21 protein-coding genes are annotated in these 23,531 nt (G+C 66.7%); 10 read left to right on the top strand and 11 right to left on the bottom strand.

Translation table 11 applies throughout. The features are described 5' to 3' along the window. Window positions 1-31 precede the first annotated feature (31 nt). Window positions 32-757: a hypothetical protein gene (locus AAG801_RS09240; protein WP_341888135.1), complete on the bottom strand. Its 726-nt coding sequence runs from the start codon at window positions 755-757 to the stop codon at window positions 32-34. 208 nt (window positions 758-965) lie between these two features. Continuing rightward, the gene (locus AAG801_RS09235) at window positions 966-1,943 is read right to left on the bottom strand and encodes a LysR family transcriptional regulator (RefSeq protein ID WP_341888134.1); all 978 of its coding nucleotides are present in this window, start codon (window positions 1,941-1,943) and stop codon (window positions 966-968) included. A 115-nt stretch (window positions 1,944-2,058) separates the two neighbouring features. Between AAG801_RS09235 and AAG801_RS09230 the strand changes: the two genes are divergently transcribed. Further along, window positions 2,059-2,988, top strand: coding sequence for an SAM-dependent methyltransferase (locus AAG801_RS09230; RefSeq protein ID WP_341888133.1), 930 nt, complete (start codon window positions 2,059-2,061; stop codon window positions 2,986-2,988). Here AAG801_RS09230 and AAG801_RS09225 read toward each other — a convergent pair. Further along, complete coding sequence (locus AAG801_RS09225) at window positions 2,960-3,919, bottom strand: helix-turn-helix domain-containing protein (protein ID WP_159278229.1); 960 nt, start codon at window positions 3,917-3,919, stop codon at window positions 2,960-2,962. The two genes, AAG801_RS09230 and AAG801_RS09225, sit on opposite strands and share 29 nt — an antisense overlap. Window positions 3,920-4,131: 212 nt before the next feature. On the opposite strand from AAG801_RS09225, the gene AAG801_RS09220 reads away from it, so the two are divergent. Genes AAG801_RS09220 through AAG801_RS09195 form a run of 6 tightly spaced genes read left to right on the top strand, consistent with a single transcriptional unit; the run spans window position 4,132 to window position 10,074 of the window. Continuing rightward, window positions 4,132-5,322 (top strand): amino acid ABC transporter substrate-binding protein, encoded by a 1,191-nt coding sequence (locus AAG801_RS09220; RefSeq protein WP_192195262.1) that lies wholly within the window; start codon window positions 4,132-4,134, stop codon window positions 5,320-5,322. A 4-nt stretch (window positions 5,323-5,326) separates the two neighbouring features. Next, window positions 5,327-6,205 carry a branched-chain amino acid ABC transporter permease gene (locus AAG801_RS09215; RefSeq protein WP_341888132.1) on the top strand — a complete coding sequence of 293 codons (879 nt, stop codon included), beginning with the start codon at window positions 5,327-5,329 and terminating at the stop codon, window positions 6,203-6,205. Next, window positions 6,202-7,134: a branched-chain amino acid ABC transporter permease gene (locus tag AAG801_RS09210; RefSeq protein WP_341888131.1), complete on the top strand. Its 933-nt coding sequence runs from the start codon at window positions 6,202-6,204 to the stop codon at window positions 7,132-7,134. Before AAG801_RS09215 ends, AAG801_RS09210 begins: the two co-directional genes overlap by 4 nt. After that, window positions 7,131-7,880, top strand: coding sequence for an ABC transporter ATP-binding protein (locus AAG801_RS09205; RefSeq protein ID WP_341888130.1), 750 nt, complete (start codon window positions 7,131-7,133; stop codon window positions 7,878-7,880). Before AAG801_RS09210 ends, AAG801_RS09205 begins: the two co-directional genes overlap by 4 nt. Next, complete coding sequence (locus AAG801_RS09200; RefSeq protein WP_192195258.1) at window positions 7,877-8,587, top strand: ABC transporter ATP-binding protein; 711 nt, start codon at window positions 7,877-7,879, stop codon at window positions 8,585-8,587. Before AAG801_RS09205 ends, AAG801_RS09200 begins: the two co-directional genes overlap by 4 nt. Before the next feature lie 35 nt (window positions 8,588-8,622). Beyond that, a complete protein-coding gene (locus AAG801_RS09195; protein ID WP_341888129.1) occupies window positions 8,623-10,074 on the top strand; it encodes an aldehyde dehydrogenase in 1,452 nt (483 codons plus the stop codon). A gap of 36 nt (window positions 10,075-10,110) precedes the next feature. Here AAG801_RS09195 and AAG801_RS09190 read toward each other — a convergent pair whose 3' ends face one another. The 6 genes from AAG801_RS09190 to AAG801_RS09165 form a co-directional block, all read right to left on the bottom strand. Continuing rightward, window positions 10,111-12,162 (bottom strand): DUF2235 domain-containing protein, encoded by a 2,052-nt coding sequence (locus tag AAG801_RS09190; RefSeq protein WP_341888128.1) that lies wholly within the window; start codon window positions 12,160-12,162, stop codon window positions 10,111-10,113. Next, entirely contained in the window at window positions 12,159-12,971 is an 813-nt protein-coding gene (locus AAG801_RS09185) for a DUF3304 domain-containing protein (protein WP_341888127.1), read from the bottom strand. Before AAG801_RS09185 ends, AAG801_RS09190 begins: the two co-directional genes overlap by 4 nt. Window positions 12,972-12,989: 18 nt before the next feature. Then, window positions 12,990-13,757, bottom strand: a complete 768-nt coding sequence (locus AAG801_RS09180; RefSeq protein ID WP_341888126.1) for a DUF3304 domain-containing protein — start codon at window positions 13,755-13,757, stop codon at window positions 12,990-12,992. 26 nt (window positions 13,758-13,783) lie between these two features. After that, complete coding sequence (locus tag AAG801_RS09175; protein ID WP_341888125.1) at window positions 13,784-14,626, bottom strand: DUF4123 domain-containing protein; 843 nt, start codon at window positions 14,624-14,626, stop codon at window positions 13,784-13,786. Between the two features lie 6 nt (window positions 14,627-14,632). Further along, window positions 14,633-17,665, bottom strand: coding sequence for a type VI secretion system Vgr family protein (locus AAG801_RS09170; RefSeq protein ID WP_341888124.1), 3,033 nt, complete (start codon window positions 17,663-17,665; stop codon window positions 14,633-14,635). Window positions 17,666-17,789: 124 nt separating this feature from the next. Next, on the bottom strand, window positions 17,790-17,927 hold the full coding sequence (locus tag AAG801_RS09165; RefSeq protein ID WP_341888123.1) for a hypothetical protein: 138 nt from the start codon (window positions 17,925-17,927) through the stop codon (window positions 17,790-17,792). Between the two features lie 59 nt (window positions 17,928-17,986). On the opposite strand from AAG801_RS09165, the gene AAG801_RS09160 reads away from it, so the two are divergent. Then, window positions 17,987-18,571: a DUF6306 domain-containing protein gene (locus tag AAG801_RS09160; RefSeq protein ID WP_341888122.1), complete on the top strand. Its 585-nt coding sequence runs from the start codon at window positions 17,987-17,989 to the stop codon at window positions 18,569-18,571. Here the strand turns inward: AAG801_RS09160 and AAG801_RS09155 are convergent. Together AAG801_RS09155 and AAG801_RS09150 are read right to left on the bottom strand one after the other, a co-directional pair. Continuing rightward, window positions 18,558-19,859 carry an aminotransferase class V-fold PLP-dependent enzyme gene (locus AAG801_RS09155; protein ID WP_341888121.1) on the bottom strand — a complete coding sequence of 434 codons (1,302 nt, stop codon included), beginning with the start codon at window positions 19,857-19,859 and terminating at the stop codon, window positions 18,558-18,560. The two genes, AAG801_RS09160 and AAG801_RS09155, sit on opposite strands and share 14 nt — an antisense overlap. Before the next feature lie 4 nt (window positions 19,860-19,863). Then, window positions 19,864-20,757, bottom strand: a complete 894-nt coding sequence (locus AAG801_RS09150) for an amino acid ABC transporter substrate-binding protein (protein WP_341888120.1) — start codon at window positions 20,755-20,757, stop codon at window positions 19,864-19,866. Window positions 20,758-20,886: 129 nt separating this feature from the next. Between AAG801_RS09150 and AAG801_RS09145 the strand changes: the two genes are divergently transcribed. Beyond that, complete coding sequence (locus AAG801_RS09145; protein WP_341888144.1) at window positions 20,887-21,819, top strand: LysR family transcriptional regulator; 933 nt, start codon at window positions 20,887-20,889, stop codon at window positions 21,817-21,819. Between the two features lie 175 nt (window positions 21,820-21,994). Further along, window positions 21,995-23,527, top strand: a complete 1,533-nt coding sequence (locus AAG801_RS09140; protein WP_341888119.1) for an FAD-binding oxidoreductase — start codon at window positions 21,995-21,997, stop codon at window positions 23,525-23,527. The last annotated feature ends 4 nt before the right edge of the window (window positions 23,528-23,531 follow it).

The raw sequence follows: 23,531 nt of genomic DNA, 5'->3' as shown, positions 1-23,531 counted from the left end.
GGAGATTGAAGAAAAGAAAAAAGAAGAAGGCTCAGGCCGACGGCAGGCGCTGCATGAGGCAGCTCATCAGCACCGGCTCGTTGTCGATCTTCGAGCGATCGATCTTGCGGGTCTTGCCGTTGGCGACGATCACCAGGTGCTCGTCGACGTCCATGGCTTCGGCATCGGACTGCGTGCGGATGGTGTCGATGCTCGACCACGCGATGAGCCGGCCCTTGTGCACCAGCCCTTCCGCATTGAGTGCCAGGGCGCCGAAGGGCACGGTGTCGCCCGCATGCAGACGCCGCTCGACGTCGTGCCGCAGCACCTCGCCGACGGCTTCTTCCACCTCGGCGAGCAGCTCGAAGGCGTCGTCCCACAGGTCGAGCCGCAGGCGCAGCGTCTTTCCGTCGCGGGTGGTGAGCAGCAGGTGGTTGCGGTTGTGGCGATGGCGCAGCCGCGTCACGTCGGCAAACGCGACGGTCTGCGTGCCGATCTGCAGGCCCTGCGCGTTCAGCGTCAGCTCCTGCGGGCTGCGCAGCCACGCGAAGAAGTCACTGCCCTTCCAGCAGATCAAATAGATCGCAGCCGGAATCGCCAGCACCAGCACGAAGAACGCGCCCTTGTAGCGCACGAAGTCCGGCGTGATGAGGTACGGAAGGATGTAGATCTTGGCCGGTACCAGCACCATGGCGCAGAACACATAGATCGCGGCCAGGCCGGCCAGCACACAGTAGAACGCGTAGCGCGGAAAGATGCGGTCGTGACGAAGGGGCATGTGAAGCAAGTACCCAATGCGTCGACAACGGGCGTGGTGGCGTGGAGCTGAATTGCGCGCACGAAGATACCAGCGAGAAGCGTCACTCTCGAGGCTTCGCGGGCGTTACGGCACCTTTTTTTTTGAACGGACGACGCCTGCCGCGGAGCCAGTTAATCAAGAAGATTTAAGTTTGATGTCCACTTCGACACAACCGCTGCTTAAGCATTCATGGCAACTCTGCAAGCAGCGCGCGGTGTGCGGCCAGCGCGCGCCCCCGCATCGGGGCCTGCGCGTCGCGGCCCGTGAGCGGACCGAAGCGCGCATCTTTCGACACGGCCGCCACCGCCTCACGAAGACAACGGTGCGCCGAGTCGACCTCGTCGCGCGGATGCCAGGCCTGCAGCACCTGCTCGGGCGGCACGGCCACCGGCAGCTTGAACATCGCCAGGCCGAGGCTCGTCGCCACGGTGCGCGCCAGCGGCTCGGGCACGCAGGCCACCAGCGACGAGCGCGCGGCAGCCATCAGCGCGCCATAAGCGCTGGGCACGGTCAATGCGATCTGCCGCGCGCAGCCTTGTGCCGCGAGCAGGCTGTCGAGGGGCTCGACCGACCTGGCGCGCCGCGTGACCGCCACATGCTGCTGGGCCGCCAGGCGCTTGGGCGTGACGCGCGCCTTGAGCAGTTCGTGCCCCACCCCGACCACGCCGACGATGCGTTGCTCGTACAGCAGCGCGGTCTGTGTCTCTGGCCCTCGGTCGGGCAGCGTGCCCACGTCGAGATCGATGCGCTCTTCGCGCAGGGCCATCGCATCGCTGTCGCTTTCGGGCACGAAGCGCAGGCGCGCCAGCGGCATGTCGCGCCGCAGCGCGGCCAGCAAGGTGGCGCCGTAGACGATGCCCATGCCTTCGGGTGCGCGCACCGTGAACTCGCGCGTCACACGCGCCAGCGGCACGCCGCCGTCGGGCTGCATCAGCAGGCGCGCGTCGGCGATCAGGCGGCGCACCGGATCGCGCAGCGCCACCGCGCGCGGCGTCGGCACCAGCTTGCGGCCGGCCCGCACGAGGATCGGATCGCCCAGCGCCTCGCGGATGCGCGCGAGCGTGTGGCTCATGGCCGGCGCGCTCAGATGCATGCGCTCGGCGGCCGCGCTCACGCTGCCGGTGCTCAGCAGGGCGTCGAGTGCGGCCAGCAGGTTCAGGTCCATGGAATTCATTTGGTGCAGGTCATTGCTTTGAACAATGCACTGTACAGACGCTTCACGCGGACAGAAACTTCGCGCCCTTGCCCCTCGCACCCCTCGCACCACCGGAGCCCCGCCCTTGAATCCTTCTTCGCAAGCCAGCCGCACCGCCCTCGCCACCGCGCTGATGCGGTCCATCCATTCGCGCAGCGCGCCCGCGCCGCTGCTGGACGACCCGTGGGGCGAGCGCCTTGTGCCGGACGCCGTGCACGCCGCCTTCCGCGAACGCGCGCTGGCGCGGCGTGATGCGGGCTCGACGGGCACGGCAGAGACGGCGCTCGACGACGCGATGCGCGCCAACGCCGCCTACCCCGACGTGATCCTGCGTTCGCGCTACACGGAAGACGCGCTGCAGGATGCGGTCGCGCGTGGCATCACGCAGTACGTGCTGATCGGCGCGGGCTTCGACAGCTTCGTGTGCCGCATCCCCGCCTGGGCGCAGGGCCTGGACATCTACGAGGTCGACCACCCGGCCACGCAGCCGCTGAAACGCCAGCGCCTCGCGGCCTGCGGCGTGCCGCCTTCTGCATCGGTGCATTTCGTCGAGGCAGACCTATCGGCCGAAAGCCTGGGTGCGGCGCTCGCGCGCTCGCCGTTCAACGACGCGCAGCCGACGTTCTTCTCATGGCTCGGCGTGACCGTGTACCTGACGCGCGAGGCCAACCTTGCCGCGCTGCGCGATATCGCTACCTGCGCAGCGCCGGGAAGCGAACTGGTCTTCACCTACATCGACGAGGCCGCGCTGCACGCAGGCCCCGCCGGCACCGAAGCCTTCCAGAAGCTGCGCAGCGACGTGGCCTCGGTCGGCGAAGAGTTTTTGTCGGGCTTCGATCCGCAGACGCTGGCGGCGCTGCTGCGCGGCACCGGGCTTGATCTGCTCGAAGACATCGACGGCCACGCAGCCTTGGCCCGCTACGACCCCACCGGACGCAACGGACTGCAGCCGGCCGACGCGGCGCACATTGCGCACGCGCGCATCGTCAGCGCGGCACCATCGCCTGCCGCCTGAACTCGCTCGGGCTGCCGCCCGTGTGCGCGCGGAACACGCGGCTGAAGTGCGAGAGGTTGCCGAAGCCCGCGCCCAGCGCGATGTCGGTGATCGAGCGCGCGGCGTTCGCGGGATCAATCAGGTCGCGGATGCTGGCTGCCAGCCGCTGGTGCTGGATGTAGCCGGTGAGCGTGTCGTCGTCGCCCGCGAAGGCCTGGTGCAGCAGGCGCTTGCTGCAACGCAGCGCCAGCGCCATGCCGTCGATCGACAGCGCGGGGTCGCGCAGGTTCTGCGCCACGTGGCGGTGGATGCGGTCTTTCAGCGCCTCGCGCTGGGTCTGGGCGGTGCTCTGGCCCGCGAGCTCCATGAGCGACAGGCGCACCAGCTGGATCAGCAGCTCGCCCGCGCCGCGCGCGGCGGCTTCGCTCATGTAGGGCAGCTCCAGGTAGGTGTTGCGCATGGTCTCCAGCGCCACGCGCGAGATGCCGCTGTCGCCGCCGATGCGCCGCGCGACGAGGTCGCCCAGCGGCAATGCGGGCGAGGCGATCTGGTCTTTCGGCAGCATCACGATGAGGTGGTCGCTGCGCTCGGGGTTGGCCACGGTGTAGTCGAGCGTGGTGTCGTACAGCGTCCAGCCGCCCGCACGCACGGCCGCCGCGCGCCCGCGCTGCGTGACCTCGGCCGAGCCCTGCCAGGGCGCGACGATCTTCAGGTACGGCGCGTCGCTCAGGCGCGCCATCTGCGGCGTGCGCAGCACACGGTGGCGATTCGCCTCGAGCCGCGTGAGGATCACGTCGCCCGCATGCGACGACGCAAGGTGGCCGTCGAAATCGCTGTCGCCGTACAGGTCCGAACCCAGCCCGCCGAAGTGGCGCCACACCCATTCGCACCACAGCGGCCCGCGCTCCTTCGGCGGGATCTCGTCGGTGGACAGGAGCAGGGACGCGGTCATGGGGCGAAAGCAGTGAAGACGAAAGATTGCAGCACGGAGCCGGGGTGCCGCGCATTGTGGAGTGCCCGCAAGGCCCTCGCCTTTGCGGGTTAACCACTAGGCGCCTGCACGCTGCGTCAAGTGCTTTGTGCGCGGCAGGCACAGCGGCGAAAGGCGTCCGTTTCTACGATCCCGGTCAGCGGGCGCATACCGACGCCCGGAAGGAGACCTCCATGCTTCACCCCACCCGCCGCCACTGGATTCAGGGCACGGCCACTGCGCTGGGCGCGGCCGCCGTTGCACCGCAGTTGTTCGCGCAAAGCGCCCCCGTTCGCATCGGCTACGCCATCGCCCGCACCGGCCCCTGGGCCGCGGGCGCGCAGGTGAGCCAGGAGCCCAACTACCTGCTGTGGGCCGAGCAGGTCAACGCCGCGGGCGGCCTGTCGGTGAAGGGCGCCAAGCGCCCCGTCGAGCTGATCGGCTACGACGACCGCAGCGAGACCGAGACCTGCGTGCGCACGTTCGAAAAACTCATGGGCAGCGACAAGGTCGACCTCGTGCTGCCGCCCTGGGGATCGGGCGCCAACTTCGCGGTCGCGCCGCTGGCCAACCGCTTCGGCTACCCGCTGCTCGCGCCCACGGCCCTGTCGCGCAAGCTCATCGACATGCGCCTGCCCTTCTTCTTCTCGCTGCTGCAGCAGCCCGACAAGATGATGGGTGCGCTGGTCGACATGCTCGTGGCGCAGAACGTGAAGACGATCACCATCGTCTACATGGACGACCTGTTCGGCCTGGAGAATTTCGCGGCGCTGAACAACGCGCTGAAGAAGACGCAGATCCAGGTGCTCGACCGCAAGAGCTACCCGCTGGGCGTGAAAGACCTCGCGCCCGTGCTGCGCAGCATGAAAGACCTGAACCCCGATGCCTTCATCGGCATCACCTACCCGCCGGACACCATTCTTGCGAGCCGGCAGGCGCGCGAGGTGGGCTTCAACCCGAAGTACTTCTACGCGTCGGTGGGCACCGCCTTCCAGCTCTACAAGAACGTGATGGCCGCCAACACCGAGGGCGTGATCGGCATGGGCTCATGGAACGGCAAGACCAGCCCCGAGGCCAAGGCGTATTTCGATGCGCACACCAAGAAGTTCGGCAAGGAACCCGACCGCTGGGCCAGCGGCCATGCGTGGGCCGGCCTGCAGATCCTGCAGCAGGCGGTAGAAAAAGTGGGCCTCGACCGCAAGGCGCTGCGCGAGCAGATCGCGAAGAACGAGTTCAAGACCATCCTCGGGCCGATCCGCTTCGAGGGCAGCGAGAACGCGTCGATTCCCGGCACCGTGTCGCAGTGGCAGGGCAGCGACTTCGAAGTGGTGTGGCCCAAAGACCGCGCCACCGCGCAACTGATGCCGAAACCGGCCTGGAAATAACAGCGTGTCGATCTCTGGATGGGCCGAGCTCCTGGCCGGCGGATTGATCACGGGCGGCATCTACGCGCTGGTGGCCATCGGACTGAACCTGCAGTACGGGCTGATGCGCATCATGAACATCTCGCACGGCGAGTTCCTGATGCTCGGCGCCTTTCTCACGTGGTGGGCGCACACGGCGCTGGGCATCTCGCCGCTGCTGTTCATGCCGGTGGCCTTCGCGCTGCTGATGGCGCTGGGCATGGCGGTGCACTGGCTGTGCTTCCGGCAGGTGGCGGCGCGCGCGCCGAACGTCGATGTGTTCGAGGCGCGCAGCCTCATGGTCGGCTTCGGCCTGATGTTCTTCGTGCAGAACACCGCCCTGCTCGTGTGGGGCGGCGACCTGCGCGGCTACGACTACCTGGCCGAGCCGGTGCAGCTGGGCGAGATGCGCTTCACCGCCAACAAGCTCGTGCTGTTCGGCGTGGCGCTGGCGCTGAGCCTCGTGCTCATCGCGCTGCTCAAGCTCACGCTGCTGGGCAAGGCGGTGCGCGCGCTGATGCAGTCGCCCACCGGCGCGCAGCTCGTGGGCATCAACACCAAGCGGCTGCACCCGCTGATGTTCGGCATCGGCCTGGGCCTGTCGGGCGTGGCCGGTGCGCTGCTGTCGATGACCTACGAAATCTCGCCCTCGATGGGCGAGCCCTACACCGTGACAGCGCTGATCGTCATCACCCTCGGCGGCTTCGGCAGCATCGCGGGCAGCCTCGTCGGCGGCCTGCTGCTGGGCGTGGTCGAAGCGCTGGGCATGTACTACACGAGCCCCTCGCTCAAGATGCTGCTGTCGTATGCCGTGTTCATCGGCGCGCTGATCTGGCGGCCCAACGGACTGTTCTCCAGAAGATGATTTCCCTCCTTCAAAACAAGCCCTGGTGGGTGCTCGCCATCGGCCTCGTGCTGGCGGCCGCCGTGCCGTGGGTCGCGAGCGAGTTCATCGCGTCGGTCGCGCTCGGCTGCCTGATGTACATCGCGCTGGCCACGAGCTGGTCGCTGTTCTGCGGTGCCACGCGCTACCTGTCGCTCGCCACCTCGGCCTTCTTCGGGCTCGGCGCGTACGCGAGTGCGACGCTGCTCGAGGTGCTGCCCTGGCCGCTGGTCATCCTGAGCGGCGCGGCCATCGCGAGCGCGGTGGCGGTGCTGATGGGCGCGGCCGTGCTGCACCTGCGCGGCACCTACTTCGCGGTGCTGACCTTCGGCATGACGGAGCTGATTCGCCATGCAGTCACCTTCGTCGAGAAACAGGTCTCGGGTACGGTGGGCCGCGTGCTGACCGTGGTGCCGTCGAACGAAACGGTGTACCTCACGGTGCTGGCGATTGCGGGTGTGGCCATTGCCACCGCGCTGCTCGTGAAGCGCAGCCGCTTCGGCCTGGCGCTGGCCGGCATCGGCGCCGACGAGCAGCGCGCGCAGACGCTGGGCGTGGACACGCGCCGCGTGAAGATCGCCGGCTTCGCGCTCACCGCCGCCTTCGCCGGTGCGGTCGGCGCGGCCATGGCCGTGCGCTGGACCTACATCGAGCCGGCGGCCGTGTTCAGCCCCTTCATCGGCTTCCAGACCGTGCTGATCGCGATGATCGGCGGGGCCGCCAGCATCGGCGGGCCGGTGGCCGCGGCCATCGTGTTCAGCCTGCTGTCGGAGACGCTGCGGCTGCAGCTGCCCTATGGCTACATGATGGTGCTGGGGCTGCTGCTGATCCTGTGCGTGATGTACCTGCCCAACGGCCTCGCGTCGCTGTGGCAGCGCAAGCGGGCGGCCCTGCGGAGGCATGCGCCATGAAGGCAACGCCTCTTCTCGAAGCCCGCGACCTCACGGTGCGCTTCGGCGGACTCACGGCCGTCGATGCCGTGAGCGCGACGCTGCATGCGGGCGAGCTGGTCGGCATCATCGGCCCGAACGGCGCGGGCAAGACGACCTTCTTCAACGCGATTTCGGGCGTGGTCATGCCGACGTCGGGACGGCTGCTGGTGGAAGGCGATGTCGACCTCACGCAGCGCGGCCCGCACCTGTACGCCGCGCACGGCATCGCGCGCACCTTCCAGACGCCGCGCGTGATGGCCGACATGACGCTCGAAGACAACGTGCGCTTCGGCATGCAGTTCGCCGGGCGCCGTCGCGCGCCCATCGCGGGCCTGGGCAGCACAGGCGAGATCCTCGACATGCTGGGCCTGGGCGGCCTCGCGACGCAGATCGCCGCCGACGTCACGCCCTCGCAGCAGCGGCTGCTGGAAATCGGCATGGCGCTCGGCACCCGGCCGCGCGTGCTGCTGCTCGACGAAGTGGCCGCCGGCCTCACCGAAGCGGAGGTCGATGCGATGGCCCGGCGCATCCGCCGCCTGCGCGACGACCACGGCCTCACCGTCGTGTGGATCGAGCACGCGGTGACCACGCTGCTGAAGTACGTCGAACGCGTGCTGGTGCTGCACCAGGGCCGCACGATCGCCGACGGCACGCCGGCCGAGGTCGTGCGCAATGCCGAGGTGGTCGAGGCCTACCTGGGCGACGAGATGGAGGCCACGGCATGAGCGGCACATTCATGACCGTGCGCGGCCTGTCGGCCGGCTACCACGGCTTCGAGGTCATCCAGGGCCTGGACCTCGACGTGACGCCCGGCGTCACCGTCGTGCTCGGGCCCAACGGCGCGGGCAAGACCACGCTGCTCAAGGCGCTCGCGGGGCTGCTGCCGCGCACGGGCGAAGCAATGCTCGACGGTGCGGCGCTGCCGTCCGCCGACGCCACCGTCTGCGTGCGGCGCGGCCTGGCACTCGTCGCCGAAGGCCGCCAGCTGTTCCCGCAGATGACCGTCACCGAGAACCTCGAGCTCGGCGGCTGGCTCATTCCCGCACGGCTGCGCGCCGAGCGACTCGCCCGCGCCTTCGACGACTTTCCGCGCTTGAAAGAACGCGCCACGCAGCTCGCCGGCACCATGAGCGGCGGCGAGCAGCAGATGGTGGCGGTGGCGCGTGCCCTCATGAGCGGGCCGCGCCTTCTGATGCTCGACGAGCCCTCGCTCGGCCTCGCGCCGCGCATGGTCGACGAGCTGCTCGCCATCGTGCGCCGCATCGCCGACCAGGGCGTGACCGTGCTGATGGTCGAACAGAACGTGCGCAAGGCTTTGCAGGCCGCCGACCGCGGCTACGTGCTCGAACGCGGGCGCGTGGTCGCTTCGGGCGAGGCGCAGGCGCTGCTGCATTCCGACGCCGTGCGCCAGGCCTACCTGGGCGTGGCCTGAACACCCCTCTTCCTCTTCTTTCGCAAAGGACACCCATGACCGACATCTCCATGTTCATCGACGGCGAACGCTGCGCCGCCACCGGCGGCAAGACCTTCGAGCGCCGCAACCCGCTGGACGGCGGCGTCGCCACGCGCGCCCCCGCGGCCACGCCCGCCGACGCGGTCGCTGCAGTCGACGCCGCGCAACGCGCCTTCGCCACCTGGTCGAAGACCGGTCCCAACGAACGCCGCGCCCTGTTGCTGAAGGCCGCACATGCGCTCGAAGCGCGCGCCGACGCCTTCGTGCAGGCCATGGCGCGCGAGACCGGCGCCTCGGCGCTGTGGGCCGGTTTCAACGTGCACCTCGCGGCCGGCATCCTCACCGAGGCCGCGTCGCTCACCACGCAGATCGCCGGCGAAGTCATTCCGTCCGACGTGCCCGGCAGCCTCGCCATGGGCGTGCGGCAGGCGGCGGGCGTCGTGCTGGGCATCGCGCCGTGGAACGCCCCCGTGATCCTGGCCACGCGCGCCATTGCCACGCCGCTGGCCTGCGGCAACACGGTGGTGCTCAAGGGCTCCGAGCTGTGCCCCGAGACGCATGCGCTCATCATCGAAGCGCTGGCCGAAGCTGGCCTGCCCAAGGGCACGGTCAACTTCGTCACCAACGCGCCGGCCGATGCGGGCGCCGTGGTCGAGGCCATGGTCGCGCACCCGGCGGTGCGGCGCGTCAACTTCACCGGCTCCACGCGCGTGGGCCGCCTCATCGCGCAGACCTGCGCCACGTACCTGAAACCCGCCGTGCTCGAACTCGGCGGCAAGGCGCCCTTCGTGGTGCTCGACGACGCCGACATCGACGCGGCCGTGAACGGTGCGATCTTCGGCGCCTTCGCCAACTCGGGGCAGATCTGCATGTCGACCGAACGCATCGTCGTCGACAACGCCGTCGCCGACGAGTTCGTATCGAAGTTCGCCGCCCGCGCGCAGGCGTTGCCGCTGGGCGATCCGCGCGAAGGCCCGGTGGTGCTGGGCTCGGTGGTCGACATGAGCACCGTGACGCGCTGCAACGCGCTGATCGACGACGCGCTCGCCAAGGGTGCCGTGCTCGTGTGCGGCGGCAAGGCGCAGAACACATTGATGCCCGCCACCGTGCTCGACCACGTGACGCCCGCGATGGACATCTACCGCGAGGAATCGTTCGGGCCGGTGAAGGCCGTCGTGCGCGTGAATGGCGTCGAAGAGGCCGTGGCAGTGGCCAACGACAACGAGTTCGGTTTGTCGTCCGCCGTGTTCGGGCGCGATGTGGCGCGTGCGTGGAACGTGGCGCAGCGCATCGAGGCGGGGATCTGCCATGTGAACGGGCCGACGGTGCATGACGAGGCGCAGATGCCGTTTGGGGGGGTGAAGGCGTCGGGGTATGGGCGCTTTGGGGGGCGCGCGGGGGTGGAGGCGTTTACGGAGCTGCGGTGGCTTACGGTGCAGACGACGGCGCGGCAGTATCCGTTTTGAACAAGGGAACGGCAGGGCACCGCCCTGCCGTTCGCATCAGGCCGTCATCGGCTCCGGCGACTCCCTTTCTGCGGGTCGACGGTTCTGAGTCAGCCGTGTCTCGTCCGCGCCTGCGTACACACGGCGATAGCGCAAGTAGCCGGCACCCCATGCATACCATTCGCGCCCTTCCGTGAATTCGGGCGCGTACTCGCCCTTGGTCAGGTACAGGTTCACCCATTGCTCTTGCCGGCGCGTCAGCCCGGCGGGCGCCCCGCCTCTGGGTGGATCGATCTGCCCGCGCGCCTCGTCCGCCCTTTTCTTCCGAGCCACCAGCTTGTCGAGCTGCTCCTTGAACTCGGCCGCTTCGGGCCCGGTGAGCTTGAACCATGCATGCGAATCGTGCACACGGTCTTCGAACAGCTTGCTGGTGAGCACGGGCTCGTTCCAGTACGGCTCGATGCGGCCCCACTCGCCCACCCGCTCCGAATCGATGCCGGGCACGTTGTCGATTTCGTGCGGTGTGCCATCCGGGCTGTTGCGGCCGCTGATCCGCTTCTTTTTCTTGAGCCAGGCTTCGAAGTCCTTCACTTCCTTGACGAACTGCTCGTCGGCCGACAAAAGGTCCGCCCGGTCTGGGGCCGACGCGCGCAGGACAAAATCCATCTCCAACGGGCGACCGACCCATGATTTGCGCCACAGGATGAACAGCTTGCGCTGCTCCGCCATGATGTCGCGCAGAACCCCTTCCTTGACCCGGCATACGGCAAGGTAAGCGTTGAAATCACGGATCAGATCCTTGGCGACCATGAATTGCTTCTGGATGACTGGGCGTGCCAGTTCCAGTTTCAGGGGCACGCCCAAGATTCGTGCTTCGCGGTACATCAGGGCCAAAGGAATACGCGACAGCATGTCCTCGCCCGCCTCATCGATCCCCTTGCCCTGCTCCTTCGGCATGTAGCCTCCGCCGACGTCCGAGTGCATGCCGGGGCACACCCACTCCCGAGAATTTTCAGGCAACGTATTGCCGACATGAACGGAATCCGACGGAAAGCTGCGACGGAACTCATGCGCGGCCACGATGTGTAGGCAGGGCACGTCGGCCGGGATGCGCATCGAAGTGTCAGCGTCAGCCCATCCGCCATGCCCGTCGGCGAACAGCGAAGACGCCGCTACACCGACCGACGCGACCGTATCGAACAACCCCAGGAAGTCGAAGGTCACCGGAAACGATGCCAGCGTCGGCCCCGTCTGCCCGCGAAGTTCAGCATCGATCTCGCACATCGCGAGGAACCAATTGACAAAGACCCGTGCCTCCGCCGCGCCTCGAGAAAAGCCGAACGCGCTGACGAAGATGCGCTGCACGCGCCCTGGGTCGACCTTGCTGCACTGACCCGTTGTGGGATCGATCATGTGCGGCTTGACTGACTCATGCAGCTTGTTGAGCATCGCTTCGAGCGTCCGGCGATTCTTGTTCTCGCGTTGGCGCTTGTCGGTGGCCCCTTTGCCAGCTTCCAGCAGTTCCTCCCGCCCGAGGTCGAAGGCCTTGCAAAACTTCAGCACTTCTTCGGTGGAGAACAGGCCTGGTCCGTTGCCGCTTCGGGTGAGGTAGCGGTAGACGCAGTTGAGCGCTTGTGCCAACGCCCACAGGATGCGGCGCTCGCCGTAGAGCGCCGTGGCGTTGCCCAGCAACGCGTCCTTGCCGGTGCCGCTGTCGTCCACCTGCGTGAAGGGCGTCCCCACGCCCGGCACATACACCTTGAAGAACTGCTGGTAGTTGTCGGGGTTCGTGGTCCACTGCGCATCGGGGTCGGCTGGCACCCCGGGCACATGCTGGCCCGGATAGGCACCGTACAGGCGCGCGACGTTGGAGTGCGTGTGATCCTTTTCTCTGGTGCTGCGATCGTAGTTGTTGCGCGTGCCGTCGAAGAAGAAGCCCATGAAGAGGTTCACGTCACAAGACTTGCCGGGTTGGCCCACGGGGCGCAGTTCGCGGCTGACCTCGTAGTCGACTCGAATCTTGTCGCTTGCTGGTCCAAAGAAAACTTCTCGATTTGAAGGATTGGCGAATATTTCCTCTCCGATGGGATTTACCAAATGTGCGGTCATGGCTTGACCTTCATCAGCCTATCGACCTTTTCCTGGTCCCAAGCCACAAGTCGCTCCAGCATGGCCTTCTCCTTGGTGAAGAAGGCGGGATCGTCTGGCCCCGAGAACGCTGCGAGTTCCTTTCGATAGGCAAACTCTTTTGCGCGCCATTCCCATGTCTTGCGGAGGTACTTTTTTGGATCAATGCTCAATTCCTCCAGCGACTTCTTGCTCGACTTCAAGCCCTCCTGCGCCAGTCTCATATCTCGCTCCCACAACTCCTGCTGGAAAGCCAATGAAGGCTTGGGCCACCCCTTGATCTTCCCGGGCCATTCGTCGCCGTTGGGTCGGTACGCGGTTGAAACCACCCCCACCGTGCCATCGGGATAGTTGATGAACCACACATCCCCTGCCTTGCCGCTCTTGTCATAAGGCGGCAGGTCGACGATGAAGGTCTGGCTCGGCCGGTAGTCCCCCGCCTTGTTGTCGTAGCTCTGCAGAATCACGCCGACCTGGATGCCGGGCGCCCACATCTTCGGCACGTTGTAGCAACAGATCACGCCGCCCGCGGCGAACGGCCCGATCTCTTCGGAGGCGACCACGGTCTGCTTCGGGTCCTTGGGGTCGAACAGTCGATAGCGGATGTCCTGGTCGGTGTAGTTGACGCCGCTGACCGAGGCCGGAACCGTTTCGGCGCGGCCTAGAGCACAACCACTGGTGGCCAGTGATGCGAGAAGCGCGAAGGGAAGTAGCCAATTTTTGAAGATCATCAGTTTTTCCTGTTTCAGCAAGTCAAGCAATCCAAACCAAAGCGAGTGCTCCATGGTCATGACACTCGGCGTGCACTGTCATGGCTTGCTTCTCGTCAATCGATTGACCTTTTCTTGCGAGTACCTCAAGGACGCTTCACGCCTTTCTCTTTCGAAGACAAGCAGTGTGGGGTCATCAGGACCTGAAAATCGACCGTACGCCCTTGCCAGACCCTGCTTGTCTTTCACATATGCCAAGTGACGATCCCACGATTTCTTGAGGTATTGCTTCGGATCGCGATCAAACTCTTTCATCGATTCTTGGCTTGATTCCAACGCCTCTCGCGCCAACCTCATATCGAGCTCCCACAACTCCCGCTGGAAAGCCACCGAGGGCTTGGGCCACCCCTTGATCTTCCCAGGCCACTCATCGCCGTTGGGCCTGTATGCCGTCGAGACCACGCCCACTGTTCCATCTGGATAGTTGATGAACCAAACATCCCCCGCCTTGCCACTCTTGTCGTAAGGCGGCAGATCAACGATGAAGGTCTGACGTGGCCGGTAGTCGCGCGCATTGTTGTCGTAGCTCCGCAGAATCACACCGACCTGAATGCCAGGCGCCCAGGCCTTCGGTACGCCGTAACAGCACAGCACGCCTCCGGCGGCAAATGGGCCAATGTCTTCGGAGGCAAGTGTGGTCTGCTTCGGATCTTTGGGGTCGAACAGCCGGTAGTGAATGTCCTGGTCGGTGTAGTTGACGCCGCTGACCGACGCTGGAACCGTGTCGGCACGGCCGATGGCGCATCCTGTCGCAGCCAGGGATGCAAGAAACACGAGGGGAAGAAGGAGCCAATTCTTGAGAAGCATCTGTTTGTTGTTCCTGCTGCGATGCGCTAAGCCATCAGGGCGCGCAGCGCTTCATGGTCCGGGCGAACGCTGCGGCTGAGTTCGGGCTGCTGCCAAAACACTTCACAAAGTCTCATCCGTTGCGCCACCGTGTCGAACTGCATGGCATTGGCTGCGGCGAGCCCGCATGTCGCAAGCGCGTGCAAGGCCGAGGGCAAGTGCTTCGCTTCGTAGGCTGGTGAGAGCTGCAGCAGGTTCGCGACCATCTCGTCCGCTTCGCTGCCGGCGATGAGCGCCGCGCATTGATCACCATCGAGTACCGGTGCGCATGGAGGCAGCGACGTGGAAGCGGCCGTTTTCCCGGGTGCAAGGAAAGTGCACCAGCTGGCGTCGCGCCGACGGAAATGCCACGTGGTGCCAGGACCGCAGAACGCCATCTGCTGCGACGGTGACAGGGCTGCCAGCACATCCGGCAGGCGGCGCGTGTCGGGAAAGCGAAGCACGAAATACTGCCCGTCCGCATTCACGATGCACCAGGGGCTCAAGCGTTCGAACAGCGATTCGAGCGGTTCGACCGAGTGGATGAAGCTGAGCATCGGCAAGCCATTCGTCAGCTGCAGCACACGATCGAGCAAGGGTCTCTCGACGGCGTCGATGTTCAGCAAGACGGGTGAATGCCGGATCGCTTCATCCGAAGCGCCGGGCATGTTCTCGTAGAGCGACCGCAAAGAGCCGGAGCCGAGGTGACTCTTGAGCAGCTGATGGCATTGCGGAGCGAAGGCGCAATCGATCAACGCATAGCGAAATCCCTCAGCACCCGAGGCTAGAGGGCCATCGTCCGCAAACAGGGCGTCGATCCATCCGGGCGCGTGCTTGTCGATCAGGTTCATCGTGCGTTATTCCACCTGAGTGAAGGCCGGCGCCGACTTGAGCGACTTCAAGAGGCACGCCACGCAGATGCTCTTGGGAAATGCCGGCAGCGGATAGCTCTTCTGCACCGGCCCCGCCAACTTGCGCTGCACCGCGTGATAAGTGATCTTCCCCGGGCACTCGAAGGTGATGTCCCCATCCTGCAGCGTGATCGACGCGCCCTGCGCAGTCGCGATGCGGATCTTCTTCTTGGCCGCGAACTCCACCGTCTGGTCCGTACTGGCGATCTTCAGTGCGTTCTTGGCCTGGATGCGCAGCTCGTCATGCTGCGCCTGGAAGTCCAGTTCGTCGTTGCCTGCAATGACCGACAGGCCCGCTTCGGCATCGGCCTTCTGCGCCCCGGCCAGCACGCCGATGGCCTGGCCACTGTGCACGCGCAGCACATCCGCCAGCGCCAGGTTGATGTCCCCACCGCTGGCCAGCGTGGCGGTCTCGCCGCTGACGATCTGCAGCTGTTGACCCGCCACCATCGCCAGGCCGCCGCGTGCGGCCAGTGCGATCACCGCATCGCTGGTGTGCGGCACCTTGCCGTCGCCGGTGGCGATGGCCTTGTCTGCTGCGTCCGCATAGGCAGTGTCGAGCGCATCGGCCGTCACCATGCCGCTGGCGGTGCGCTCCATCGCTGCGTAAGGGGCGCGTTCCTTGTCGAGCTGCGATTCATTGGCCTTGTTGGCACCGATGTGCCCGGCCAGCTGCACGGTCTCGTGGGTCTTGGCTGCATCGCTCAGCGCCTGGCCCAGCTGTTGCACCTGCTTGAGCAGCGCCATGCCGGCGGCGAAGTCGCCCACGGGTTCCAGCTTCTGGCCACCTGCGCCGTGGTACGTGCTCAGCAAGACACCCTTGCCGCCGCGCAGGGCGGCATAGCCATCGGTGCGCAGCTCCAGACCTTGGCCGCGGAAGCTGCCGCGGAAGTTGTCGGCCTGGTGGATCAGGTGGCCCAGGTTCAGTTGGCTGTGGGCGGTGCTGGCGTGCAGCTGCACGCGCAGCTGCTGGTTCGAATCGTCGAACACCAGCTGGCTGAAGCCCTCGCCGCCGAACTCCTTGGTCTTGAAGCCGCTCAGGGCTGCTGCGTTGCGGTGGCCCTTGTCGTCGGCGCTGGCGCCGTGCCAGGGCGGGGCGTGGCCCGCAGCGAGGTTGGCCTGGGCGCTGGGCGAGGCGTTGCCTGCCTGGGCGAAGACGTCGTTGTCGTTCTCGCTGTTCTCACCGGCTCGCGATGCGCCGCCGGGTGTGGGGGCGATGCCGCCGTCGCCGCGGCCGTTGTACAGCGCGCCGACGATGACGGGCTGGTCCACATCCAGGTCGACGAACTTGACCAGCACTTCCTGGCCGATGCGCGGCAGCCACTGCCAGCCCATGCCGGGACCGGCCTGGCGCTGGGCCACGCGGATCCAGCGGGTGCTGCGGTTGTCGGGGGCGCTGTCGCCGTTCTCTCCAGTTCCGTTCTGCCAATGGAAGCGCACGCGCACGTCGCCGCGGTCGTTGCAGTACAGCTCGTCGGCGCCGTTGGGCGAGGTCTCACCCGACGGGCCGACCACGATGGCGCTGTGCACGCCGCTGGCCGTTGGCTTGGCGTGCAGGCGTGCGCCGTCGGCCGCAGCCAGTGCGGGGCGCCACGGGCGCGGGGCGTGCACGCCCGAGAAGCTGTTGGCGTAGCCCTGGGCCTGCGCGGTCGCGAGGTTCTGGGGCTGCGGATGGATGTCGTTGTCGTTGCTTATGCCGGCGCTTGTTGCTGCAGACACCAGCCCGAACACATCGGCCTCGGCGGTCACGGGTGCACACGGCTGGTCGAACACCAGGTGTTCCGTCAGCTCGCCCAGCTGCGCCGCAATCGACGCCGCAGTGTCCTTGGGCAGGTTGTTGATGCCCACATGCTCGACGGTGTCCAGCAGCAGCGCGGGCTTGGCCTGCAAGCCCAGCGCGGGCGCGTCGTCAATCTCGATGCGCGTGCCCGCGCGCAGTGTGCGCACGGTGCTGTGGCCCAGCATCACGTCGGCGCGGCATTCAGCCGCTTCCATCATCAGGGCGGCGTAGCGCTCCAGCGTGCGGTTGGTGTCCCAGCCGCGGCTGCGGTCGTTCAGGCCGAGCACGTCGTCGTATTCCAGCCGCGGGGCGTTCTTGCCGCCAACCGGAAAGCGCGCCGGGGCGCTGCCTGTGAGCTGGCGCTTGCCGTCGACGTTCCAGGCGCTCAGGTGCACTTGAGCGACCGACTGGCGCATGCGGCGCACCAGCGCCTGCACGGCGTCGCTGCGCTCCTGCGAGCTCTTGCGGTGAAAGCGAACGGGCGAGCCAACGTCGGCGGGCTGTGTGTCGTTCGACGAAAAGATCACGAGCTTGTGGCCCATCGGGGCCTTCGCGTCTTCCTCGGTGCGCCAGGCCAGGCCTTCTTCGGCCAGCAGGCGTGAGAAGAAGTCGAAGTCGCTCTCGCGGTATTGGGTGCAGTAGGTGCGCACGGGCGCGTCGGCCAGGAAGCTGTTCACCTCGGAGGAGAAGGCCCAGCTGCCCGCATCCGCATACGGGGCGAGCACGCGTTCGATGATGTCTGCCACGCTTCGTTGCTGGAAGACCTGGCTGCGGCCCTGCTGGGTGGCCAGCCAGAGCCAGGGCACGAGCGTCAGGCGGTAGCGCGCCAGGCCGCCATCGGAGCCGAGCGATTCGACTGCGCGGATCAATCCGGTGCGTTTACCAAGAGAGCCATCGGCCAGCACGGTGACCAACGTCAGCGGCTGATCAATCAGTGAAGACAGCGCCAGGTCCGCACGCAAGCTCAGGCACACGATGCGCAACTCGAACAGCTGCGACACCGCCTCGCGCTGCACCCAGCCTTCCACGCGCAAGGCGTCGATGCTCTCGCGCGCGGCCGACGAAGAAGATGAAGCAGCACTCGGCACTTCGAGCCGATACAGCCGCGCCGTCTGGCTCAGCTCGGCCCACAGGGCGCTGCGGTCAGCGGAAGGTGACGACGAACGCGTGCGCGAGGGCACACTGCCGTGGTTGGACATGAAACTCCCCGAAGCTTATTTTTCTTCCCCACGTTGCGCGGGGTGGCGTGCGCCCGATTGTCGGAGTCCCGGTGCCCTGGACGTAAGTACCTGAAAGTAGCAACCCGCGGAGCAGGACTGCGCCTCAGCCCGGCGAATACATGCCGATGCCGGGGCGCTGCGGCGGGTTGTAGCGCACGGCCAGGTCGAGCGCGCCGCCCTGTACGGCGTCGAGCAGGCGCTGTGCGCTGTCGTGAACATTTATTGGCTTGGAGAGAAGCATCGGTTCATCATGGGAACGCACACGACTTCAGGAGCCCTGCCATGCGTCCCCTGCCGCCCATGCCCCACGCCTCCCCGCCCGACGATGCCGCGCCGCCCTTCGCCGACACGCCCGCCGCGCTGCGCGCGCAGGGGCTGCGCTTCCCCGAGCGCGTGGAAGTGTCCTCCCCGGTCTGCTACGCCGATGAGCTGGATGCGGCCTACCGCGACGCCGGCAACCGCGAGGAGCTGTTGGCCGCGCTGAACGAGCTGCTCGAAGCCGAACGCGCCGGCGCACGCATCACGCTGCGCAGCGCCGCCGAAACCGACAACCCCGCGCTGCAGCGCCTGGTGACCGACATCCACCGCGACGAGGTGCGTTGGTGCGGCGTGCTGATCGATGCGATCCAGTCACTGGCCGCCACGCCCAGCACACGCACCGGCGCGTTCTACGAGCGCGCGATGGCCGTGCCCGACCTGAGCGCGCGCCTGGCGCTGCTCAACCGCGGCCAGGGCTGGGTGGTGCGCAAGCTGCAGGCGCTGCTGCCGCGCATAGGCGACGCGCACGTCCACGGCGAGCTGACGGCGATGCTGGTGTCGCACCAGCAGAACATCGCGCGCGTGGACGCACAACAGCAGGCCGCAGGTGGGCCTACGCAGCGCTGATGGCCTGCGCAATCTCTCGCGTCGCGCGCAGAAAGGCTTCCATCTCGCCCACCGTGTGGCAATGCAGCGGCGACACGCGCACGGTGCCCTCAAGCCCGAAGGATTCGAGCATCCGCTTCGAGTAGATGCTGCTGGCCACGCGCTCGTACACGGTCACGCCGCGCTTGCCGTACTCGACCACGGCCTGCGTGCAGTCGAGGCCATCGAAGCCGATGCCCAGGATCAGGTCGCGCTGCGTCAAGTCTTCGTGGTCGAGGAACACCTGCACGCCGTCCAGCGCGCGCAGGCCTGGCGTCTGCGCGGTGCCGTCGAGCAGCGTCGCCAGCAGCGCGCGCTCGTGCAGCTCGATGCGCTCGATGCCCGCGACGAAGCGGGCACGGCGGTCGGTGGCGTCGGTGAAATGGCCGCCGAGCCAGCCCACGTAGTCGACGATTTCGGTGAGCACCGCGAACTGCCATGGCGCCGAGCTGCCCAGCTCCCAGTGGCCGGGCTTCTTGCCGGCCAGCTTGTGGTGCGGCAATGCGGCCGCGCGCTCCGACATCCACGCGAAGCCCGAGCCGCGGCAGCCGAAGAACTTGTAGGGCGCGAGGTTGATGCCGTCCACCGGCGTCTGCTGCAGGTCGATGACGCCGTGCGGCGCGTGCTGCACGGCATCGACGAGGATGTACAGGTCGGGCTTGATCTCGCGCGCGCGCCGCACGATGGCTGCCATGTCGAGCTTGGCGCCCGAGATGTTCGACGCATGGATCACGTTGAGCACACAGGTGTTCTCGTCGACCAGCCCCACGATGGCGTCTACGTCGACGCCACCGGTGACGGGGTTGCTCCTGGCCACGCGCAACTCGCGCCCGAGGCGTTCGGCATACAGGCGCATGGCGTCGAACGCCGAGGGGTGCTCGAGCGCGGTCGTGACCATGTTCGTGCCCGGCACGTTCTCGGCCACCGCGCGCACCATGTCGAACATGGCGCCCGAGGCGGTGAGCGAGGGGTACACGCTGCCGCCGGTGGCGTTGAGGATGGTGCGCAGGTCGTCGGCGCCGCGCGCCTGCATCGCCTGCAGCTCGACGGCCGTTTCGTGGATGCGCTCGGCGTTGTCGGGAATGGCGTCGACCTGCGCGAAGCGCTCGACCGCGGCCTTCAATCGGAACGAACCGCCCGCGTTGTCGAAGTACAGGCGCTCGCGGCCGTGGTGGTCGCGCTCGATGCCCAGGAAGCGCTCGCGCACCTCGCGCATCAGTGCCTCGGAAAAGAGCTCGCCTTTCGGCAGGTCCGCACGTGTGACTGCCATGGTGTCAGACGCCCTTGTTGTTGGGGTTCTTGTAGATCTCGCGCACCGCGTCCGTCATCGGGAAGTTGAGGTTCGCGTTGCGCGGCGGAATCGGCGAGAGGAACCACTTGGTGTACAGCTGCTCGATGGCGCCCGACTTCATGAGTCCGTTGACGGTCTCGTCGACCAGCGCCTTGAACTCGGGGTCGTCCTTGCGCAGCATGATGCCGTAGGGCTCCTGGCGCAGCGACTCCTTGAGGATCTTGTAGTCGCCCGGGTTGGTGGCGCTGGCGATCATGCCGGCCAGCTGCACGTCGTCGAGCACGTAGGCATCGGCGCGGCCGGTGGACAGCAGCAGGAAGCCATCGGAGGTGTCCTTGCCCGCGATCTCGTTCACCTCGATGGTGCCGCTCTTGCGTGCGCCGCGCAGCAGCTGGATGGAGGTGCTGCCCGAGACGGTGGCCACGTTCTTGCCGTTGAGGTCGGGCAGCGCGTTGATGCCCGAGTTCTTCTTCACGGCGGCCGTGATATTGGTGACGAAGTGGCTCGGCGCAAAGTCGACCTGCGCCTGGCGCTGCGTGGTGTTGGTGGTGGTCGCGCAGTCGAGGTCGACCGTGCCGTTCTGCAGCAGCGGAATGCGGTTGGTCGAGTTGAGCATGGTGTAGCGCACCTCGATCTTCGGCAGGCCCAGCTTGGCCTTCACGGCGTCGACGATCTTCAGGCAGATGTCGTTGGTGAAGCCGATGGGTGCGCTGTCGGCGCTGAGCTTGTACGAGAACGGGATCTGGCTGTCGCGCGCGCCGATCTGGATCGTGCCGCTCTCCTTGATCTTGCGCAGCGTGCCGGCGTCCTGGGCGCTGGCGGCGCCGCATGCGAAGACAAGGGCGAGTGCGGAAGCTAGGGGCAGTTTGAAGTCCATGGTGTGTTCCTTGGGTTGCGATGACGGTGGCCTGGGGCGCATCTTGTGCGTCCCGATGAATTTCTAAAAGCGATTTTTTGTGATCGAATCGCATGAATAAAAGCGTTCTTTCAGGAGCCACCCGCCGTGATGACCTTCAAGCAACTCGAAGCCCTGTACTGGATCGCCCGGCTGGGTGGCTTCGCCCAGGCGGCCAACCAGCTGCATACCTCGCAGTCGGCCATCTCCAAGCGCGTGCACGAGCTGGAGCAGCTGTTCGACACCGAACTCTTCGACCGCAGCCAGCGCACGGCGCGCCTCACCGACAAGGGCGAGGAGATGTTCGTGCTCGCCAAAAAGCTGCTCGACCAGCGCGATGCCGCCGTCGAACAGTTCGGCAAGCCGGGTGTGGTGGAGCGTCGCATCCGCATCGGCGTGACCGAGCTCACCGCGATGACCTGGCTGCCGCGCCTGGTCGGCCTGATCCAGCAGCACTACCCCAAGGTGATCCTGGAGCCCGACGTGGACGACAGCCTGCAGCTGCGCGACAAGCTGCTGGCCGACGAGCTCGATGTGGTCATCGTGCCCCACACCTTCGCCGACTCGCGCATGCAGAGCAAGGTCATCGGCCGGGTGAAAAGCGCGTGGATGTGCAAGCCCGGCGTGATTCCCTCAGCCGCAGCCACCGGCACCGTGCGCCTGCACGACCTCGCGCGCCACCGCATGCTGGTGCAGGGCAACAACTCGGGCACCGGCCGCGCCTACGACGCCTGGATGAAGGACCAGGGCGTGCAGCCCGCCAACGCGATCGTGGTGAGCAACCTCGTCGCGCTCACGGGGCTCACCGTGTCGGGCCTCGGCGTGAGCTACCTGCCGCGCGAATGCCTCGCGCCGCTGGTCGACGCCGGCATGCTCGAGGTGATCGACGTGACACCCGCGCTGCCCGTGGTGCGCTACGTGGCCATGCACAAGGGCGAGCACCGCAGCGCGCTCACGTCGTCGATCGTGATGCTGGCGCAAGCGTGCTGCGACTTCACGCGGATGTTCCAGGCGCAAGCCGTCGAAGACATCGCGCCAGACTGAAAATATTTTTCACAAAGGCTGAAATTCACGTCAATATTGGCGCCATTCCGCCATATCCACGCGAATTTGAGGAAGTTAAGAAAAAACCTTTCAATTTCAGGCCCACCCGAAACAACGCAGACCTTCCCCTTCTCCCGGCGCCATCGCCGCCAGACCTTCTTCAGAGACAGTGCCCATGACCATCACCGTGACACGCCAGGACGCTCGCTACAACACATTGAAGAAGGGCTTCAACCTGCGATGGCCGGCCACGGAATCCGATGCCGCGTCGCGCATCGAGCTGGTGGAAAACGCGGGCGATGCCGCCGCTGCCTTGCAACGCATCGTCGATGCGGGCCTGCGGCCCACGGTGCGCAGCGGCGGGCATTGCTATGAAGACTTCGTCTCCAACAACCCCGACGGCGCGATCCTCGACCTGAGCCTGCTCACCCAGGCGAGCGCCGACCGCAAGGGCGACGGCCGCTACCGCATCGCGCCCGGCACGCAGAACTGGAACGGCTACCTCGAGCTGTACAAGCAGCACAACGTGACGCTGCCCGGCGGCTCCTGCTACTCGGTGGGCGCGGGCGGGCACATCTGCGGCGGCGGCTACGGCCTCCTGTCGCGCCTGCAGGGGCTCACGGTCGACTGGCTCTCGGCGGTGGACATCCTCACGGTCGACGCGCGCGGCAAGGTCGTGCCGCGCACCGTGGATGCCACGCACGAGCCGGAACTGTTCCGTGCCTGCCGCGGTGCGGGCGGCGGCAACTTCGGCGCGATCACCAGCTATGTATTCGACACCCTGCCGACCGCGCCGCGCGAGGTGGCGCTCGCGGTGGTCGCATTCGACTGGGCCACGATGACGCCCGCGCGCTTTGCCCAGTTGCTTGCCATCTACGGCGACTACTGGGAAACGCGCGGCACATCGCCCGACACCTGGGGCATGTTCTCGCTGCTCAAGCTCACGCACCGCTCATCGGGCCAGATCGTGATGCTCACGCAGTTCTGCAACCCCGACGGCACCTGCAACGACCTCACGGTGCTCAACGATTTCCTCGAGCGCTTCCGCGCCTGCACGCCGGTGCCTCTGAAGGGCCGCGCACCCGGCGTGGGCCCGGCGCCGCAGCGGGACACGGGGCAGCTGCTGTGCTCCAAGCCGCACACCGTGACGCGCTACGACTGGCTCACGGCCACGCAATACCTCAACGGCTCGGGCGAGAACCAGCGCGGCAAGTACAAGTCGGCCTACATGAAGCGCAACTTCACGGCCCGCGAAGCGCAGCGCATCTACACGCACCTCACGCGCACGATGCCCGGTGTCGACCTGAGCCAGTCGCTGGTGCAGGTCGACTCCTATGGCGGCGCGATCAACAAACCCGAGCGCATCGGCGACACCGCCGTGCCGCAGCGCGCATCGATCATGAAGCTGCAGTACCAGACGTATTGGCGCAGCGCGGCGGACGACGCGGGCCACCTGCGCTGGATCAGCGACTTCTACCGCGACGTGTACGGCACGCCCGACGTGCCCGAGCGTTTTGCCGGCACGCCCTACCCCGGCGAGCGCTACGAAGGCTGCTACATCAACTACCCGGACAACGACATGCTGGCCTACCCGTTCTGGCCGCAGCTCTACTATGGGGACCAGGGGCTCTACGCCTTCCTTCGCAAAGTGAAGCGGCGCTACGACCCGAACAACATCTTTCACCATGCCATGTCGGTGCGGCCCTGAACGA

It is taken from the genome of Variovorax sp. YR752, from assembly GCF_943372545.1.
The sequence above is the reverse complement of the archived record's forward strand: the minus strand, read 5'-3'. Positions and strand labels throughout refer to the sequence as shown.

What these genes read in the sequence shown, in the direction of transcription:
- AAG801_RS09180 (WP_341888126.1), bottom strand. Translation starts at nt 13,757, where the DNA reads ATGCTTCTCAAGAATTGGCTCCTTCTTCCCCTCGTGTTTCTTGCATCC.
- AAG801_RS09150 (WP_341888120.1), bottom strand. Translation starts at nt 20,757, where the DNA reads ATGGACTTCAAACTGCCCCTAGCTTCCGCACTCGCCCTTGTCTTCGCA.
- AAG801_RS09195 (WP_341888129.1), top strand. Translation starts at nt 8,623, where the DNA reads ATGACCGACATCTCCATGTTCATCGACGGCGAACGCTGCGCCGCCACC.
- AAG801_RS09160 (WP_341888122.1), top strand. Translation starts at nt 17,987, where the DNA reads ATGCCCCACGCCTCCCCGCCCGACGATGCCGCGCCGCCCTTCGCCGAC.
- AAG801_RS09225 (WP_159278229.1), bottom strand. Translation starts at nt 3,919, where the DNA reads ATGACCGCGTCCCTGCTCCTGTCCACCGACGAGATCCCGCCGAAGGAG.
- AAG801_RS09185 (WP_341888127.1), bottom strand. Translation starts at nt 12,971, where the DNA reads ATGACCATGGAGCACTCGCTTTGGTTTGGATTGCTTGACTTGCTGAAA.
- AAG801_RS09155 (WP_341888121.1), bottom strand. Translation starts at nt 19,859, where the DNA reads ATGGCAGTCACACGTGCGGACCTGCCGAAAGGCGAGCTCTTTTCCGAG.
- AAG801_RS09140 (WP_341888119.1), top strand. Translation starts at nt 21,995, where the DNA reads ATGACCATCACCGTGACACGCCAGGACGCTCGCTACAACACATTGAAG.
- AAG801_RS09170 (WP_341888124.1), bottom strand. Translation starts at nt 17,665, where the DNA reads ATGTCCAACCACGGCAGTGTGCCCTCGCGCACGCGTTCGTCGTCACCT.
- AAG801_RS09200 (WP_192195258.1), top strand. Translation starts at nt 7,877, where the DNA reads ATGAGCGGCACATTCATGACCGTGCGCGGCCTGTCGGCCGGCTACCAC.
- AAG801_RS09220 (WP_192195262.1), top strand. Translation starts at nt 4,132, where the DNA reads ATGCTTCACCCCACCCGCCGCCACTGGATTCAGGGCACGGCCACTGCG.
- AAG801_RS09175 (WP_341888125.1), bottom strand. Translation starts at nt 14,626, where the DNA reads ATGAACCTGATCGACAAGCACGCGCCCGGATGGATCGACGCCCTGTTT.
- AAG801_RS09210 (WP_341888131.1), top strand. Translation starts at nt 6,202, where the DNA reads ATGATTTCCCTCCTTCAAAACAAGCCCTGGTGGGTGCTCGCCATCGGC.
- AAG801_RS09235 (WP_341888134.1), bottom strand. Translation starts at nt 1,943, where the DNA reads ATGGACCTGAACCTGCTGGCCGCACTCGACGCCCTGCTGAGCACCGGC.
- AAG801_RS09205 (WP_341888130.1), top strand. Translation starts at nt 7,131, where the DNA reads ATGAAGGCAACGCCTCTTCTCGAAGCCCGCGACCTCACGGTGCGCTTC.
- AAG801_RS09190 (WP_341888128.1), bottom strand. Translation starts at nt 12,162, where the DNA reads ATGACCGCACATTTGGTAAATCCCATCGGAGAGGAAATATTCGCCAAT.
- AAG801_RS09165 (WP_341888123.1), bottom strand. Translation starts at nt 17,927, where the DNA reads ATGCTTCTCTCCAAGCCAATAAATGTTCACGACAGCGCACAGCGCCTG.
- AAG801_RS09240 (WP_341888135.1), bottom strand. Translation starts at nt 757, where the DNA reads ATGCCCCTTCGTCACGACCGCATCTTTCCGCGCTACGCGTTCTACTGT.
- AAG801_RS09145 (WP_341888144.1), top strand. Translation starts at nt 20,887, where the DNA reads ATGACCTTCAAGCAACTCGAAGCCCTGTACTGGATCGCCCGGCTGGGT.